This is a genomic window from Pseudomonas sp. GW821-FHT04C07 (assembly GCF_059420325.1).
In genome coordinates this window covers 602,706-617,848 of record NZ_JBWKTM010000002.1, presented here as the reverse complement: position 1 = coordinate 617,848, position 15,143 = coordinate 602,706, and the positions used below count along the sequence as shown (strand labels likewise).

The 15,143-nt window shown below is 57.7% G+C and carries 15 protein-coding genes and 3 pseudogenes; 14 read left to right on the top strand and 4 right to left on the bottom strand.

Features of this window, described 5'->3' with window-relative positions; translation table 11 throughout:
- The first annotated feature begins 6 nt into the window (after positions 1-6).
- The 10 genes from AC07UI_RS06400 to AC07UI_RS06355 all read left to right on the top strand — a co-directional run bounded on the left by AC07UI_RS06400 (position 7) and on the right by AC07UI_RS06355 (position 10,550).
- Positions 7-984, top strand: a complete 978-nt coding sequence (locus tag AC07UI_RS06400; RefSeq protein WP_494991667.1) for a Nit6803 family nitrilase — start codon at positions 7-9, stop codon at positions 982-984.
- Entirely contained in the window at positions 971-2,053 is a 1,083-nt protein-coding gene (locus AC07UI_RS06395; RefSeq protein ID WP_494991666.1) for an MSMEG_0568 family radical SAM protein, read from the top strand. The genes AC07UI_RS06400 and AC07UI_RS06395 overlap by 14 nt, the downstream gene beginning before the upstream one ends.
- Before the next feature lie 28 nt (positions 2,054-2,081).
- Positions 2,082-2,642 carry an MSMEG_0567/Sll0786 family nitrogen starvation N-acetyltransferase gene (locus AC07UI_RS06390; RefSeq protein ID WP_494991665.1) on the top strand — a complete coding sequence of 187 codons (561 nt, stop codon included), beginning with the start codon at positions 2,082-2,084 and terminating at the stop codon, positions 2,640-2,642.
- Positions 2,635-3,666 (top strand): sll0787 family AIR synthase-like protein, encoded by a 1,032-nt coding sequence (locus tag AC07UI_RS06385; protein WP_494991664.1) that lies wholly within the window; start codon positions 2,635-2,637, stop codon positions 3,664-3,666. The genes AC07UI_RS06390 and AC07UI_RS06385 overlap by 8 nt, the downstream gene beginning before the upstream one ends.
- Position 3,667: 1 nt before the next feature.
- Positions 3,668-4,003 carry an MSMEG_0570 family nitrogen starvation response protein gene (locus AC07UI_RS06380; protein ID WP_494991663.1) on the top strand — a complete coding sequence of 112 codons (336 nt, stop codon included), beginning with the start codon at positions 3,668-3,670 and terminating at the stop codon, positions 4,001-4,003.
- Between the two features lie 56 nt (positions 4,004-4,059).
- Positions 4,060-5,361 carry an MSMEG_0569 family flavin-dependent oxidoreductase gene (locus tag AC07UI_RS06375; RefSeq protein ID WP_494991662.1) on the top strand — a complete coding sequence of 434 codons (1,302 nt, stop codon included), beginning with the start codon at positions 4,060-4,062 and terminating at the stop codon, positions 5,359-5,361.
- Between the two features lie 444 nt (positions 5,362-5,805).
- The gene (locus tag AC07UI_RS06370) at positions 5,806-7,206 is read left to right on the top strand and encodes a cytochrome ubiquinol oxidase subunit I (RefSeq protein ID WP_494991661.1); all 1,401 of its coding nucleotides are present in this window, start codon (positions 5,806-5,808) and stop codon (positions 7,204-7,206) included.
- Positions 7,207-7,209: 3 nt separating this feature from the next.
- On the top strand, positions 7,210-8,217 hold the full coding sequence (cydB, locus tag AC07UI_RS06365) for a cytochrome d ubiquinol oxidase subunit II (RefSeq protein WP_494991660.1): 1,008 nt from the start codon (positions 7,210-7,212) through the stop codon (positions 8,215-8,217).
- A gap of 98 nt (positions 8,218-8,315) precedes the next feature.
- A complete protein-coding gene (locus tag AC07UI_RS06360) occupies positions 8,316-9,053 on the top strand; it encodes an alpha/beta fold hydrolase (RefSeq protein ID WP_494991659.1) in 738 nt (245 codons plus the stop codon).
- 297 nt (positions 9,054-9,350) lie between these two features.
- Positions 9,351-10,550: an amino acid aminotransferase gene (locus tag AC07UI_RS06355; protein WP_494991658.1), complete on the top strand. Its 1,200-nt coding sequence runs from the start codon at positions 9,351-9,353 to the stop codon at positions 10,548-10,550.
- Positions 10,551-10,568: 18 nt separating this feature from the next.
- Here AC07UI_RS06355 and AC07UI_RS06350 read toward each other — a convergent pair whose 3' ends face one another.
- The 3 genes and pseudogenes from AC07UI_RS06350 to AC07UI_RS06340 all read right to left on the bottom strand — a co-directional run.
- Positions 10,569-11,465, bottom strand: coding sequence for a sigma 54-interacting transcriptional regulator (locus AC07UI_RS06350; protein WP_494991657.1), 897 nt, complete (start codon positions 11,463-11,465; stop codon positions 10,569-10,571).
- Entirely contained in the window at positions 11,440-12,261 is an 822-nt protein-coding gene (locus tag AC07UI_RS06345; protein WP_494991656.1) for a PAS domain-containing protein, read from the bottom strand. The genes AC07UI_RS06350 and AC07UI_RS06345 overlap by 26 nt, the downstream gene beginning before the upstream one ends.
- A 123-nt stretch (positions 12,262-12,384) precedes the next feature.
- Positions 12,385-12,581, bottom strand: a pseudogene (locus tag AC07UI_RS06340) (group II intron reverse transcriptase/maturase); the annotation flags it as partial.
- A gap of 409 nt (positions 12,582-12,990) precedes the next feature.
- On the opposite strand from AC07UI_RS06340, the gene AC07UI_RS06335 reads away from it, so the two are divergent.
- The 3 genes and pseudogenes from AC07UI_RS06335 to AC07UI_RS06325 all read left to right on the top strand — a co-directional run.
- Positions 12,991-13,779: a fibronectin type III-like domain-contianing protein gene (locus AC07UI_RS06335; RefSeq protein ID WP_494991655.1), complete on the top strand. Its 789-nt coding sequence runs from the start codon at positions 12,991-12,993 to the stop codon at positions 13,777-13,779.
- Positions 13,682-13,969, top strand: a pseudogene (locus tag AC07UI_RS06330) (hypothetical protein); the annotation flags it as partial. The gene AC07UI_RS06335 and the pseudogene AC07UI_RS06330, both read left to right, overlap by 98 nt.
- Positions 13,970-14,024: 55 nt before the next feature.
- Positions 14,025-14,264, top strand: a pseudogene (locus tag AC07UI_RS06325) (ABC transporter permease subunit); the annotation flags it as partial.
- A gap of 40 nt (positions 14,265-14,304) precedes the next feature.
- Here the strand turns inward: AC07UI_RS06325 and AC07UI_RS06320 are convergent.
- The gene (locus AC07UI_RS06320; protein WP_494991654.1) at positions 14,305-14,466 is read right to left on the bottom strand and encodes a hypothetical protein; all 162 of its coding nucleotides are present in this window, start codon (positions 14,464-14,466) and stop codon (positions 14,305-14,307) included.
- A 165-nt stretch (positions 14,467-14,631) separates the two neighbouring features.
- On the opposite strand from AC07UI_RS06320, the gene AC07UI_RS06315 reads away from it, so the two are divergent.
- Complete coding sequence (locus AC07UI_RS06315; protein WP_494991653.1) at positions 14,632-15,141, top strand: sugar dehydrogenase complex small subunit; 510 nt, start codon at positions 14,632-14,634, stop codon at positions 15,139-15,141.
- Positions 15,142-15,143 lie beyond the last annotated feature (2 nt).

Here is a 15,143-nt window from a genome sequence, read left to right as displayed (position 1 = left end):
TCAGGTATGCCGATTATCAAAGCCGCTGCCGTGCAAATCAGCCCGGTGCTTTACAGCCGCGAAGGCACCGTGGACAAGGTCTGCCAACAGATCATCGACCTTGGCCGGCAAGGCGTGCAGTTCGCCGTCTTTCCGGAAACGGTGGTGCCTTACTACCCGTATTTTTCGTTTGTGCAGCCGGCCTTTGCCATGGGGGCACAGCACCTCAAGTTGCTGGAACAATCGGTGACAGTGCCGTCGGCCGCTACCTTGGCCATAGGTGAAGCCTGCAAGCAAGCAGGGATGGTGGTGTCTATCGGCGTCAACGAGCGCGATGGCGGCACGATCTACAACGCACAATTACTCTTCGATGCCGACGGCAGCCTGATTCAGCATCGACGCAAAATCACCCCAACCTATCACGAACGCATGGTCTGGGGGCAAGGCGATGGTTCCGGCCTGCGCGCCATCGACAGCGCAGTAGGGCGCATTGGCTCCCTGGCCTGTTGGGAGCATTACAACCCGCTGGCTCGTTATGCCTTGATGGCCGATGGCGAACAGATCCATGCCGCGATGTTTCCCGGATCGTTGGTGGGCGATATTTTCGCTGAGCAGATCGAAGTCACCATCCGTCATCACGCCTTGGAGTCTGGCTGTTTCGTGGTCAACGCCACTGCCTGGCTGGACGCCGATCAGCAGGGCCAAATCATGCAAGACACCGGTTGCGGCCTCGGCCCGATCTCGGGTGGCTGTTTCACCGCCGTCGTTTCCCCTGAAGGCAAATTGCTCGGTGAACCGCTGCGTTCCGGTGAAGGGGTGGTGATTGCCGATCTCGATTTGGCACTGATCGATAAGCGTAAACGGATGATGGATTCGGTTGGGCATTACAGTCGTCCGGAACTGCTCAGTCTGTTGATCGACCGCACGCCCACTGCGCATGTGCATGAACGCAGTGCACACCTTGCGGCGGTCGCCGCCGAGGAGTTCGATTATGCAAACCAATGAACTGCTCGCCGAACTGCAATGCCACGGCGTGCGTTGGCCTGCTGCGCAAAACGGCTTGTCTCGACAAGGCGGAGCGGGGCCGTCAGACCACAAGGCGCTGAGTTCCGGTAGCCGGACCATGATGGTGCCGATCCTCAATCAGGCCTCTCAGGACTCGCCCTATCAGGCGCAACCTAGCACCGATGGCAGCCAGGCGCTGATCTTTCGCGAAGGTCTGCAGGTCGGTCAGGTGCAGATGCCCGGTGTGCCGAAGTTCTATGGCTTGAGCACCGCTGACGGCATCCCCTACTGGAAAATCGCCACCCTGCACAGCCGCGATGTGCTCGCCACAACGGTGTTGCAACACTGCATACGCTTCAATGATCGCGGCACCTCCTGCCAGTTCTGTGCCATCGGCCAGTCACTGGCGGCCGGTAAAACCATCGCCCGAAAACGTCCGCAACAATTGGCTGAAGTGGCGAAAGCCGCGGTGGAACTGGATGGCGTCAAGCACATGGTGATGACCACCGGCACGCCGCAAACCCCGGATCGTGGTGCGGCGATTCTGTGTGAATCCGCCGCTGCGGTGACGGCCGCGGTCGATTTACCGATTCAGGCCCAGTGCGAGCCGCCGGACGACGACCGCTGGTTTCAGCGTTTGGCCGACAGTGGTGTGGTGTCGTTGGGCATGCACCTGGAAGCGGTCACCGATGACGTGCGCCAACGGATTATGCCGGGCAAGGCCGAGGTTCCTCTGAGCCGTTATTTCGAGGCATTCAGCGCGGCGGTCGAAGTCTTCGGTCGGGGGCAGGTCAGTACCTACATCCTCGCCGGCCTGGGCGACAGCGAGGCGGCGATCAGTGAAATGAGTGAGCGGTTGTGCGTACTGGGTGTGTATCCGTTCGTGGTGCCGTTCGTGCCCATCGACGGCACGCCGTTGGCCCACCACCCCAAACCCGACAGCGCGATGATGGCCAGGCTGTATCCGCAGATCGGCGCAAGTTTGCGCCGTCACGGTTTGCACTCCGATCAGATCAACGCCGGCTGCGCTAAATGTGGCGCCTGCTCGGCGCTGAAAAGCTATGAATAAGCAGGCTTTGCCCTAGAGAGGATTCACCATGTCCAACCTCGCGTTTGCTTTGGTCGATAGCACCTTCGAGCCGTTTCGTGCCGGCGAGCTGGTGGTCAAGCCTGCCAGCGAAAACTGGGAGAAGCAGGCCTATTTTGCTCTGCGTCGCTCGGTGTTCTCGGATGAACAGCAACTGCTGGCTCAGGACAAGGACAGCCACGATTTCCAGGCCATCGCCATTGTCGCCCTGGCCGGCAATTGCGGTATGGCGGATCAGGTGGTCGGTGCCGTGCGCATCTATCAACCAGAGCCTGGGTTGTGGTTTGGCGGGCGCTTGTGTGTGGCCCAGGCCTATCGGCGCCACAGCATGATCGGCAAGGCGTTGGTCAACGAAGCGGTGTCGCGAGCCAAGGAGCTGGGCTGCGAGATATTTCGCGCCACGGTGCAAGCACAGAACGAAAGGTACTTCCATGGTCTGCGCTGGCAAACCCTTGAACATATGGAGTTGCTTGGACGGCCTCATTGCCTGATGCAGGCACGGTTGTCGAGCTACCCATTGATGCAGCGCCAGGTCTCGCTGCGTGCGCTGAAGGTGGCCCGTCATGACTGAAACTCTTGACCTGTCGGCGCTGCTCGACACGTTGCGCTGTACTCCAGCGATGCGCGCCAAGCAGGCGATTCAGCAGCCTGCGGCCGTCATCGGCCAGGTAAAACAGGCACTGACTCGCGAGCAACTTTACGCGATGCCAGGCGATGACACGGCGGCCATTGCCTGTGGCGATTATTTCCAGTTGCTGGCCATCGAAGGCATGTTGCCGGCCTTCGTTCAGACCGCACCCTGGTTCGCCGGATGGTCGGCGGTCATGGCCAATGTCAGTGATATTGCGGCCATGGGCGGGCGCGCCACAGCGGTGGTCAATGCTTACTGGCATCACGATAACGCTGCGGCGCAGCAGGTGCTGGCCGGTATCCGTGCGGCTTGCGAAGCCTACGGTTTGCTGCTGGCCGGTGGGCATACCAGCCTCGCTGCTGGTAACCCGACCGCACTGGCGGTGGCGATCACCGGCATCGCTCACCAACTGCTGTCCACGCTGCACGTGGCTCCCGGTCAAGTCATCGCCATGGCGGTAGACCTTGAGGGGTATTGGCATGCCGACAGCACTTATTGGAAAGCCTTCGAAGGCGTGCCGGCCGAGCGCCTGCGCAGCAAGCTCGAAGTGCTGCCACGACTGGCCGAAGCCGGCTTGCTGCGGGCGGCCAAAGACATCAGCAATGCCGGGGTCCTAGGCAGCCTGCTGATGCTGCTGGAAACCACCGGCTGCGGCGCGACCATTGATCTGCAGGCCCTGCCATGCCCAGCAAATGCCGATCTTGAGCGCTGGCTGCGAGTGTTCCCCAGCTACGGCTTTGTGATGACCCTGGAGGGAGAGGACTGGAGCGAGGTCCAGGCCGCTTTCGCCTTCGAAGGTGTGCGTTGCGAACGCATCGGCCAGGTCAACGCCAGTGGCTCACTGCGGGTCCGCGCCGGTGAGCAGCACGATGAATTCTGGAATCTGCGCGAGCAGGCATTTACCGGCTTCAGCTACCCCCATCTCGATCTCAGCCCTTTGACACTCACCGAACAGGAGCACTGACATGCCCGCCGTCAACTTCAAGATCCGCTGGCCCAATGGCAAGGAAGCGACAGGCTATTCGCCGTCGACCGTGATTTATCAACACCTGGAAGAGGGGGCCAGTTACCCGCTTGCCGAGTTTCTGCTGCGCGTGGAGGCCGCCTTGAACAGCGCCTCGGAGCGGGTCAAGCAGGTCAAGGGCTTCTATTGCAGCTCGGCCATGGACACCTTGAGCTCGCTCAAGGGGCAGGCCAGTTATCTCGAAGGCGAGCTGTTCGAGACTGGTGAGGTGGACGTTCTCAGCATGCGTACCGAAGGCGTAGGCCAGGTGATTAGCGCGGGCTGGAGTTCGTTCTGATTCAACGGTCTTTCCCCTTCAACCCTTATTTTTTTCATTATGTTCCGGAGCACCCTATGGCTAGTCACCTCACTACAGTCAAACCTCCACACCACAGTGTGATCATCGTTGGCGGCGGTCAGGCCGGATTATCCGCCAGCTACTACCTGCAACAACAGGACATCGATCATCTGGTGTTGGAAAAGCACAGCCTGACCCACACCTGGCGCAACCAGCGCTGGGATGCCTTCAGTCTGGTAACGCCCAATTGGCAATGCGCTTTGCCGGGTTATACCTATACCGACGGCTTCAACGGCAGCGATCCTCACGGTTTCATGAAGAAGGATCAGATCAACGAGTACCTGGCCGGCTTCGTCAAATCGGTCAATGCCCCGGTCCGTGAAGGTGTCGCGGTGCAGCGCGTGGTCCCCCGAGCCGTTGGTGGTTTCGATATACACACCTCGCAAGGCGAGTTCACTGCCGATCAGGTGATTGTCGCGTCGGGCGGCTATCACACGCCGATCATCCCGCGCCTGGCCGAGCGTCTGCCAGCGGGCATCCATCAGATTCACTCCGAGCAATACCGCAACCCACAGGCTTTGCCCGCTGGCAATATACTGGTGGTCGGTTCAGGGCAATCAGGCGCGCAGATCGCCGAGGACCTGCACCTGGCCGGGCGCAAGGTCTTTCTGGCGGTCGGCGACGCGCCGCGTTGCGCGCGCTTTTACCGTGGCAAGGATGTGGTCGATTGGCTGGCGGAAATGGGCTACTACGATATCGGCGTTGATACCCATCCGCTGCGTGAAGGCGTGCGCGACAACACCAACCACTACGTCACCGGCCGAGATGGGGGGCGCGATATCGACTTGCGCACTTTTGCTCGCGAAGGTATGGAATTATTTGGTCGTCTTGAGGGGTTGGAAGGCAATCGCTTGCAGTTTTCCTGCAACCTGGGCGAGAGCCTGGACAGCGCTGACGCGGTCTACAACCGGATCAACGCATCGATCGATAAATACATCGAGCAACACTCGATTGTCGCTCCAGCCGGTGAGCGTTATGAGTCGGTCTGGACGCCCGAGCAGGAGCGCAGTGAACTGGACCTGCAAGCGCAGGGCATCACCAGCATCATCTGGTGCATTGGCTTCACTCCAGATTTCACTTGGGTAGAAGCCCCTGTGTTCAACGGTCGTGGTCATCCGGGCCACCAGCGTGGGGTCACGGCGCAGACGGGTTTGTACTTCCTCGGGTTGCCGTGGCTGTACACCTGGGGCTCCGGGCGTTTTTCCGGGGTCGCGCGGGATGCGCAGTATCTGGTCGAGCACATAGTCGATTCGCAGACGGAGTTGAATGCGCAGTTACGGCGCTCCGCTTCCAGGTAGGCAGAACCTGATACGTGTGGCTATTTCCGATCTGAGTATTGATGAGTCAGGTGTTGTTGACACCTGACTCATCAACTGTCAGCGCTTGTAAATTTTGATGAGAATAGTTGCCGTTATTTGAGCATCAACACTGGCTTTTCCTCTGCATCTGATATGTATTTTTCGATCTTATCTGACTCTGTAATGCAGTCCAGTTTTAGAGGATATTTCTCAACAAAGGAGTGGCCTGTTCGAGCGTTGCATAACACTCGATCAGAGGCTTCGACCAGGGAGGGTCGAAACGACGCAGCCTATGGTGTGCCCCTCATGGGTTGTGATGAAGCAGTGTTTCGCCACTTAACTTCCCCTGTTCCTCGTGTGCATAACGCCAATAAGCAGCATCCTGGTTGGGGGACCGATGGCACTGGTATTCCGGTCGCCGCTTTATCAGTCTGAGGATGTTCTATGTCAGCCCTAGAGGCGATTGATCTCGCTCGAATCCAATTCGCCTTTACCGTTTCCTTCCATATCATCTTTCCCGCCATCACTATTGGCTTGGCCAGTTATTTGGCGGTGCTCGAAGGCGTGTGGCTGAAGACTCGTGACGATACCTACCGTGACCTGTACCACTTCTGGTCGAAGATATTCGCGGTCAATTTCGGTATGGGCGTGGTCTCCGGCGTGGTCATGGCCTACCAGTTTGGTACCAACTGGAGTCGTTTCTCTGATTTTGCCGGTTCCATCACCGGGCCGCTGCTGACTTATGAGGTACTGACGGCATTCTTCCTGGAAGCCGGTTTCCTCGGCGTCATGCTGTTTGGCTGGAATCGTGTCGGCCGCAGGCTGCATTTCTTCGCCACGGTGATGGTGGCGATCGGCACCATCATCTCAACCTTCTGGATTCTGGCATCCAACAGCTGGATGCAGACGCCGCAAGGTTATGAAGTGGTCAATGGTCAGGTGGTCCCAGTGGACTGGTTTGCTGTGATCTTCAATCCTTCATTTCCTTACCGCTTGATGCATATGGCGACAGCTGCATTTGTCGCGACAGCCTTTTTTGTGGGTGCCTCTGCTGCCTGGCATCTGCTGCGCGGACGAAACAATCCGGCGATCCGCAGAATGTTGTCGATGGCGATGTGGATGGCGCTGATCGTCGCGCCGTTGCAGGCAGTGATTGGCGATATGCACGGACTCAATACCTTGAAGTATCAACCGGCGAAAATTGCAGCGATAGAAGGGCATTGGGAAAACGAAGGGAATGAACCAACGCCGCTGATCCTGTTTGGTCTGCCGGATATGAAAGCAGAAAAAACCCGTTTTGCGCTGGAAGTTCCTTACCTGGGTAGCTTGATTCTGACCCATAGCCTCGACAAACAGATCCCGGCATTGAAGTCATTCCCGCCTGAAGATCGTCCCAACGCCATGATCGTTTTCTGGACTTTCAGAGTGATGGCGGGTCTTGGAATGCTAATGATCGCAGTAGGCCTTTGGAGCCTGTGGCTGCGCAGCCGTGGCACGCTCTATCAGTGCCGCCCGTTCCTGTATCTGGCTTTGTGGATGGGGCCGTCGGGCTTGATCGCGTTGTTGGCAGGCTGGATTACGACAGAGGCGGGTCGTCAGCCGTGGGTGGTTTATGGCGTGATGCGTACTGCCGATGCGGTAGCCACACACAGTGTCCAGCAACTGAGTGCGACCCTGCTGATATTCGTGGTGGTTTATTTTGCACTGTTCGGTACGGGGCTTGGCTACATGATGCGCCTGGTAAGGAAAGGTCCTCAGGTTTATGCCGATCATGCACCTCATGGTGGTCCGGGGCAGTCACGCACACCCGCTCGGCCGCTTTCTGCCGCCGATGAGGAGAACTGAGTCATGGGAATTGATCTACCGCTCATTTGGGCAATCATCATTGTTTTCGGGATCATGATGTACGTGGTCATGGATGGCTTTGATCTGGGGATCGGGATTCTGTTTCCCTTTATCAACAGCGAGAAAGACCGCGATGTCATGATGAACACGGTCGCCCCGGTATGGGACGGTAACGAAACCTGGCTGGTGCTCGGAGGAGCTGCACTGTTTGGCGCCTTTCCACTGGCTTACGCGGTTGTCCTGTCGGCGTTGTGCCTACCCTTGGTACTGATGCTGGTGGGCTTGATATTCCGTGGCGTCGCCTTTGAGTTTCGTTTCAAGGCACGGGCCGAAAAACGCCATATTTGGAACAAGGCTTTCATCGGCGGCTCCTTGGTAGCGACTTTTTTCCAAGGTGTCGCCCTGGGTGCCTTCATCGACGGTTTTCCGGTGATAAATCGTACATACGCCGGTGCTGCCCTGGATTGGTTGACGCCGTTCAGTCTGTTCTGTGGCCTGGGGCTGGTGGTGGCTTATGCATTGCTCGGGTGCACATGGCTGATCATGAAGACCGAGGGCCGACTGCAAGAACAGATGCATGTGCTGGCCCGCCCGTTGGTCCTGGTTCTGCTAGCGGTGATTGCTGTGGTGAGTATCTGGACGCCGTTGGTGCACAGTGATATCGCCGGGCGCTGGTTCTCGATGCCCAACCTGTTGTGGTTTGCACCGGTGCCTATTCTGGTGGTGGTGACGGTTGGCATGCTTCTGCGTGCCATATCGCGTAACGCTCACTACGCACCGTTCCTGTTGACACTGGTCTTGGTATTCCTGGGTTACAGCGGATTGGGTATCAGCCTGTGGCCAAATATCATTCCGCCTTCTATCTCTATCGTTGAGGCCTCTGCACCCGCGCAAAGCCAAGGCTTTATGCTGGTGGGAGCGCTATTCATCCTGCCGTTCATTCTGGGATACACATTCTGGAGCTACTACGTGTTCCGCGGCAAAGTCCACCATGAGGATGGTTACCACTAACTCAAAAGTGCTCGCCGAACGGAAGTTCGGCGAGCTTGAAGAGGCTGTGATGAGCAATCGAAACCGTTCGGTATCACGGCCATACAGGAGCAAACACTATGAAGACGAGTATTCTACTGATCCATGGCGCCTGGCAGGGGGCCTGGGTCTGGGAAGAGGTAACTGACCTGTTGGAGCATCGAGGGATCCAAGCGCGTGCGCTCGATCTTCCAGGTAGCGGCAATGATCGAACGCCCGTAACAGACGTGACGCTGGCGAGCTATGCCGAGGCAATTGTCGCTGAGGCTCGGGCAATGCAGTCAGGAAGACTGGTTTTGGTCGGGCACAGCATGGGCGGCGCTGCCATTACTGCCGCTGCGTCGCTTGCGCCTGAGCTGTTCGCGCGGTTGATATATGTATGCGCCTTCCTGCCGCGATCCGGGGAGTCAGTGGCTTCTTTGGCCGCTGAAGGCCATTTACCTGACGGCGGCGGTCCCCAAATGGAAATGGTTGAAAACGGAATAGCATCCCGACTGATTCCAAACAGCATCGCGGATACCTTCCTGAATGATTGTACGCAGGATGCGATTATCAAGGCCGTTCCGCGTTTTCGTCCTCAGGCTCTCAAGCCGATCATCACACCCGCGACTTGGACAGCGGACTTCGAGAACCTACCGAAGGACTATATCCAGTGCTGCAAGGACCGGGTACTTCACCCTGAGCTTCAGGCTCTCATGGCCGAACGTGCCGGAATCACCAATGTGTTTTCCCTGGAAAGCGGCCACGAGCCGTTTCTTTCCGTGCCTGGGGAACTCGTTGACCTGCTGGTGTTGAGGGCTGCTACCGACGCGAACTAAGAGGTGACGAGAGTCGGCAATACACTGCGGGATAAAAAGGGAGGATTGAATCCAACCAATGCTGGCCGGCTTACCCAATCGTTTCAAGCCGATCTCACGCATGACAAAGCGTCCTTGAGATTCCCCCAGGTGCGCACTGGTGATGAAGGCCACGTTGGGAGAAACCCTGCCTGCTCGCCAAGTCATGCTGAGTTTTGTCAGGCAATACTGCACCGTGTGACGCTGTAATCCGGGTGCGAGCGAGGTGTTGGGCTACTTGGCACCTCGTTCGTCATTCTGCATTCAGGAGTAAATCGATTGTTCAGCAACGTTCAACCCTATGCGGGCGACCCTATTTTGTCGCTGATGGAAAAATTCCAGAGCGATCCTCGCCCCACTAAAGTCAACCTGAGTATTGGTCTGTGTTATGACGATCACGCCAATGTAATGAGTTTTGAGTCCGTGTCGCGTGCACAGTCGGCTTTCTGTACCGAGGAGGCGGAGCCCTCCCTCTACTTACCTATGGAAGGACTGGACGTCTACCGAGAACATGTCCAATCGCTCTTGTTCGGTTCGACGCACCCAGCTGTTCTCCAACGGCGGGTAGTCACAATCCAAACGGTGGGAGGATCGGGCGCGCTCAAGGTGGGGGCCGACTTTCTAAGGGACAATTTTCCTCGGTCGTCTGTTTGGGTCAGCGATCCTACCTGGGATAATCACCGGGCGATATTTGCCGGGGCCGGGCTCGCTGTGCACGGTTATCCCTACTTCGATCGAACCTCCGGCAAGGTTGACTTCGAGTCGATGATGCGGACCGTTCAGACGTTACCAGAGGGCAGTATTCTGCTCTTGCATCCCTGCTGCCATAATCCCACCGGGGCCGATCTTACCCACGATCAGTGGGATATTCTGGTGCCAGTCCTTGAGGCGCGTCGATTGATCGCTTTCCTGGATATTGCCTATCAGGGGCTCGGTGAAGGTATGACTCAAGACAGTTATGCCATTCGCGCCATGGCGTCAGCTGGCGTGACCTGCGTAATCAGCAACTCTTTTTCCAAGACATTTTCACTTTATGGCGAAAGGGTCGGGGCCTTATCGGTGGTTTGCGACAACTCTGCTACAGCGCAGAGGGTGCTTGGCCAGCTGAAAGCGACCGTAAGACGCAACTACTCCAGTCCGCCGCGATTCGGTGCTGAAATTGTCGCCCAGGTGCTGAGCGATCCCATTCTTCATGCGTTGTGGTTGCAAGAGGTAGAAGCAATACGTCTGCGCATCGCAAGTATGCGACAGATGTTGGCGGCACTCCTGACAGAGGCCTTGCCCGAACGCAGCTTCGATTTTTTCGTTCAGCAGAAGGGTATGTTCAGCTTTACCGGTCTCTCTCAATCGCAAGTGGAACGGTTGCGCGATGAATTTGGTGTTTATCTGATTGGCAGCGGTCGCATGTGTATGGCGGGGCTAAACGGGACTAACTTGCCTTGCGTTGCTCATGCGTTGATCGAGGTCTGGAAGGCGTGAAACCTATTGTGATGCAGGTTACTCAGGTCTGGTGATTCGCCCCGGTTTTTTGTACAACGTGGTCCTGGAAATACCGAGCTGGCTGGCAGTTGCGAAGATATTTCCGGCGTTGGCCTGCAGCGCTGATTTGACGGTACGGCGCATGACGTCCTGCAAGTCGCTCTGTCTTTCCTGCTCACCTTCCACTCGCATAGCTGCTGGCAGGTGCTCCAGCAGTATCATCGGTTCGTCACTGGCCAGCGCCGCCGCAAGGCGCAGTGTCTGCTCCAGTTGACGAATGTTGCCTGGCCAGGCCTGGCGGTGCAGAGCCAGTAATGCCTGGTGTTCCAGCGGTGGAGCACCGTAGCGTTGACGAAGGCGGTCGATCAAGGTGTTCAGATCCTGACGCTCACGCAAGGCCGGCAAGCTGATTTGCAGGCCATTGAGGCGGTAATAGAGGTCTTCACGAAAGCTTTGCTCAACCATGCGTTGCTGCAGATCGCAATGGGTGGCACTGATCACCCGTACATCCAGAGCTCGCCGTGTCGTGCTGCCTAGACGAGTGATTTCGCGCTCTTGGAGTACCCGCAATAAACGGGTTTGCAGCGCCGCCGGCATATCACCGATTTCATCGAGTAACAGGGTTCCGCCCTGTGCAGCTTCCAGTTGTCCGCTGGCCCCACCTTTGCGCGCACCGGTGAAAGTGCCTTCCACATAACCGAAAAGCTCAGCCTCTATCAGGCTTTTCGGGATCGCCGAGCAGTTGATCGCAACGAAGGGCGCTTGGGCGTTCCATTGATCATGTAAAGCACGGGCGAATACCTCTTTACCGGTTCCCGTTTCACCCTGAAGCAAAATGGGGACGCTCGCAGCGAAGGCCTTGCGGGCGTTGTCCAACTGATGATTGAGCTTAGGATCGGCGCCCAGTACTGACACGGAAAGGAGCGGGGGAGGAGACGTGTTGCGCAGTTGATTCTCGACGTTGCTCGATCACCTGTGCGTACAACCGAGAACCGTCGCTGAGGGTCAACTGCTGTGGTGTTCGGTGCAGATCGATTGCGCTGCTTTCTTCGAACAGGTGGTCCAGGCACTTGCCTATTGGTCGAAATTGTTCAAGTCCCAACAATCGCTGGGCAGCACGATTAGCGTTTTGAATGCGGCCTGTATGGTCAACTGCCAGGAGGCCTTGTAACGGCGTACCCAACAGTCGTGGGTCATGCTGCAGCGACAGGGTCCGGCAATCGCCCAGAGTGGTAAACAAGCGATTTTCGGCCGCCATAGCCGCGTGACTCAATTGTTCCAATACAGCGCCGGCCTGACGGTCGCCGATCCCGGTGATGTCCAGCGCGCCAATCACTTCACCCTGCAGGCCCCGGATGGGCACGCTCACGCAAAAGAAATGCTCGAAGTCACTGAGGTAATGCTGGTTGCCGATCAGTACCATCGGAACACCTTCGGCCAATGTGCAGCTGGGCGCGGTAGTGCCAATGTCGGACTCCTGAATACGGCGTCCAACTTGCAACGGCAGCAGTGGCCCAGCGAGCGTGCGCGCCTGACGAGCGTGGACGATGACACCCCGCGGGTTAACGCAGAAAATTGTCCATGAAGCGCCGCCGATCTGCTGCCAAAGTCGGTCGATTTCTGGTTGCACGCATTGCGCGAGTTGCTGGTCGGTCTCATCAAGCGGCAGCAGACCGTCGTCCTGTTCTGCTAGCCAGGATTGCCAGGACAACAGGCCTGCTTCACGTGATCGCTCCCAGGAGTTAGCGATGGTGCTGGGCAGAAGATTAGAGGGCAGGGTGACACCTTCGACGAAACACCACCGTACGTACGGCTCCGTATACGGCGGTTCAGGTTATGCGGCTAAGCCGTTTATCGTATCCAGTATTGAGACCAACCCAAGTCGATCCCACAGCTTCTTCGGCAACGACTGATTCACATGAGGCGCCCCCGAGTGCCACCATGGGCCGCACCATTGAGCGCTGACTTACAGGCCCGTGCTTCGTTAAGCCCCAGGTGCATCAGGTTGCGCGCCCTCGAACGTGTTGGCTTGCTCGGTTGCGATGGTCAGCAGGCGCAAATAATCTGAGTCATCCATAGGCCAAGCTTAGCGTCCGAATGCGATCGCAAAGAAGACAGTCTGTCGGAGAAGAACAATCTCTGCCGAGTCTTCCTCACGGCAAGCGTTCAGCAACCTTCCTCCAAAACCCGATTCAGGGCGCTGCACAAAACGGATAGCGATCTGCGCAAAGCGGATGTTTCCGCGCGCCCGGCGTCCCTAAACTCGGCTGTACGAACGTTTACCGCGTTACCGATGCTCTTAAAAAAACAACAACAAGAGAAGATGCCATGCGCACGATCGACGTACATAAGGTTGATGCTTTATGGTGATATCCCATTCGCCGCGCCGCTAGCTCAGAAGACCGCCCACGATCAAACCTACAAAAATCGTGTAGCCGACATGAACAAGCGCATCTTGCGCTCGCTGTTTGCAATCGGTCTGGTTGACCACCCTCCCATCAAAACCCCTATCGATTACGTGGCAAGTCGCGAGGTGGCGCGCCAGGTGGCGTTGGAAGGGGCGGTGTTGCTGCGAAACGAAAAACAGGCGTTGCCAATTACCGTCTCGACCCGGCGGGTGCTAGTCATCGGCGGGCACGCGGACGCCGGGGTGCTCTCGGGTGGCGGTTCTGCCCAGGTGATCGAACCGCAAGGTTCGGCTGTGTCCATTCACCTGGGTGGCGAAGGCATTCTGGCCAGTACCCGTGATGAAGTCTGGCATCGCTCCTCTCCCTCGGGCCGCCTGCCGATGACCTTTCCGGCCAGTCTGCAACAGCTTCCCCGCCCGGCTATCGTCGGCTTCGGGGGCGCTGACATCGGCTATCGTTGGTTTGCCCGTACCCAAGCCAAACCGCTTTTCCAATTCGGTTTCGGGCTGACCTACACCACCTTTGCTTACAGCGATTTGAAAGTGACCTCTACCCATCCGCTGCGTGTCGCGGCCACGGTCACCAATACAGGCTCCGTGGCTGGTAAGGACGTGCCGCAGTTGTATGTGACCGGTGTACCCGGGCGTCAGCAACAGCGGTTGCTGGGCTGGGACAAGGTGGCCCTCAAGACTGGGGAATCCCGACGCGTAACCCTCGAGGTGGATGATCGGCTGCTCGCCGATTTCGACCCGTCCAGCCAGCAATGGCGCTTGCAGGCGGCACCTATTGCCTGGCGTTGGGGTATTCGGCCACGGACCTGAGCGCACCACTCCTGGTGCAACGCGACGCCTACCGCTTCAGCGACCGTCCCGTCGCCCGCTGCCCCCTCCATGCCAAAGGAGCACGTACATGAAAACCATCAACGGCCAGTACAAGGTGGCCGCCGTTCAAGCGGTCCCGGTATTCCTGGACCTGCCGGCGAGTATCGAAAAAGCGGTACGCCTGATCGAGGATGCTGCGCGCAACGGCGCAGCTCTGATTGCTTTTCCCGAAGTTTGGCTGCCCGGGTCAACCCAATGCGGACGTAGGCTTCGAGCTCGATGCAATTGCCGCGGTGGTGTTGGGCGGCACGGCCATCGCCGGAGGCTGTGGAGCAATCATTGGCACCCTGATCGGCGCATTGATGCTGGGCGTACTTAATAACGGCATGAAATTGATGGGCGTATCCCCTTATGTCCAAAACGTCATAAAGGGTGGAGTAATCTTGTTGGCGATCTATATTGGCAGGAGCCGTACCAAGCTTTGATAAGGCCAATGGGGGGGCGAGTGCTGACGCTCCGCCGCTCTCACATTTCTTTGATATGTCTGCGCACCGAAGTGATCGGCGAGGTGCGCGGTTTGCCCTGCCTGGTCTGCTGAAGATCCAGGGCGTGGACGAGGCCGGCAAGCAGGTCAAGCGCCGAGCTGCTTTTTTGGTAGCGTTGGCTATCATTCAGATGGGTCACCATATGGCATGGGCACATCCAGAAAGGACACTCAAGAAAATTGAATTAGCTGAGTGGCTACACGACTGGAGGTCTTAACGCACCAGATGCGGAAACGATGGTCGTTTATTATGTTGGGCTAACACGTTTGTTTTAAAACAAGAATGTTTGTTAGAGAGGAAGAGTTAATTGAATCGAAATGACTCTGACAGCGCTCCAGCCGAGAACCGACTGCAGGCTGCGCCCTTCATCAATCGTCGCCAGTGCCTGCAAGGCATGCTTGCGCTGAGCGTGGCCGGGCTGATCGGCTCGCTGACGCTCAAGGCACTCGCCGACGACACAAGCGCGCCACCACTCGATACTTTCATGACACTGTCGCAGTCGCTGACCGGCAAGGCCGGGCTCGATCGCGGCGTGGGCGCGCGGCTGCTTGCCGCGTTGCAAAAAGCCACGCCGGATTTGCCCCAGCGCCTGCCACCATTGGCCAGCGCGCTGGTTGCCGGTTCGCTCGGCACGTCCGAACAAGCGCTCGCGCTGAACATCATGAAAGGCTGGTACCTGGGCATCGTCGACAACGTCGTGGTGACCTACGAACAGGCGCTGATGTTCGTGGTGGTCGCCGATACCCTGGTGATCCGTTCCTATTGCCCCAACAAGCCCGGCTTCTGGGCGACCAAACCTACAGAAAGGCAGTCCTAGAC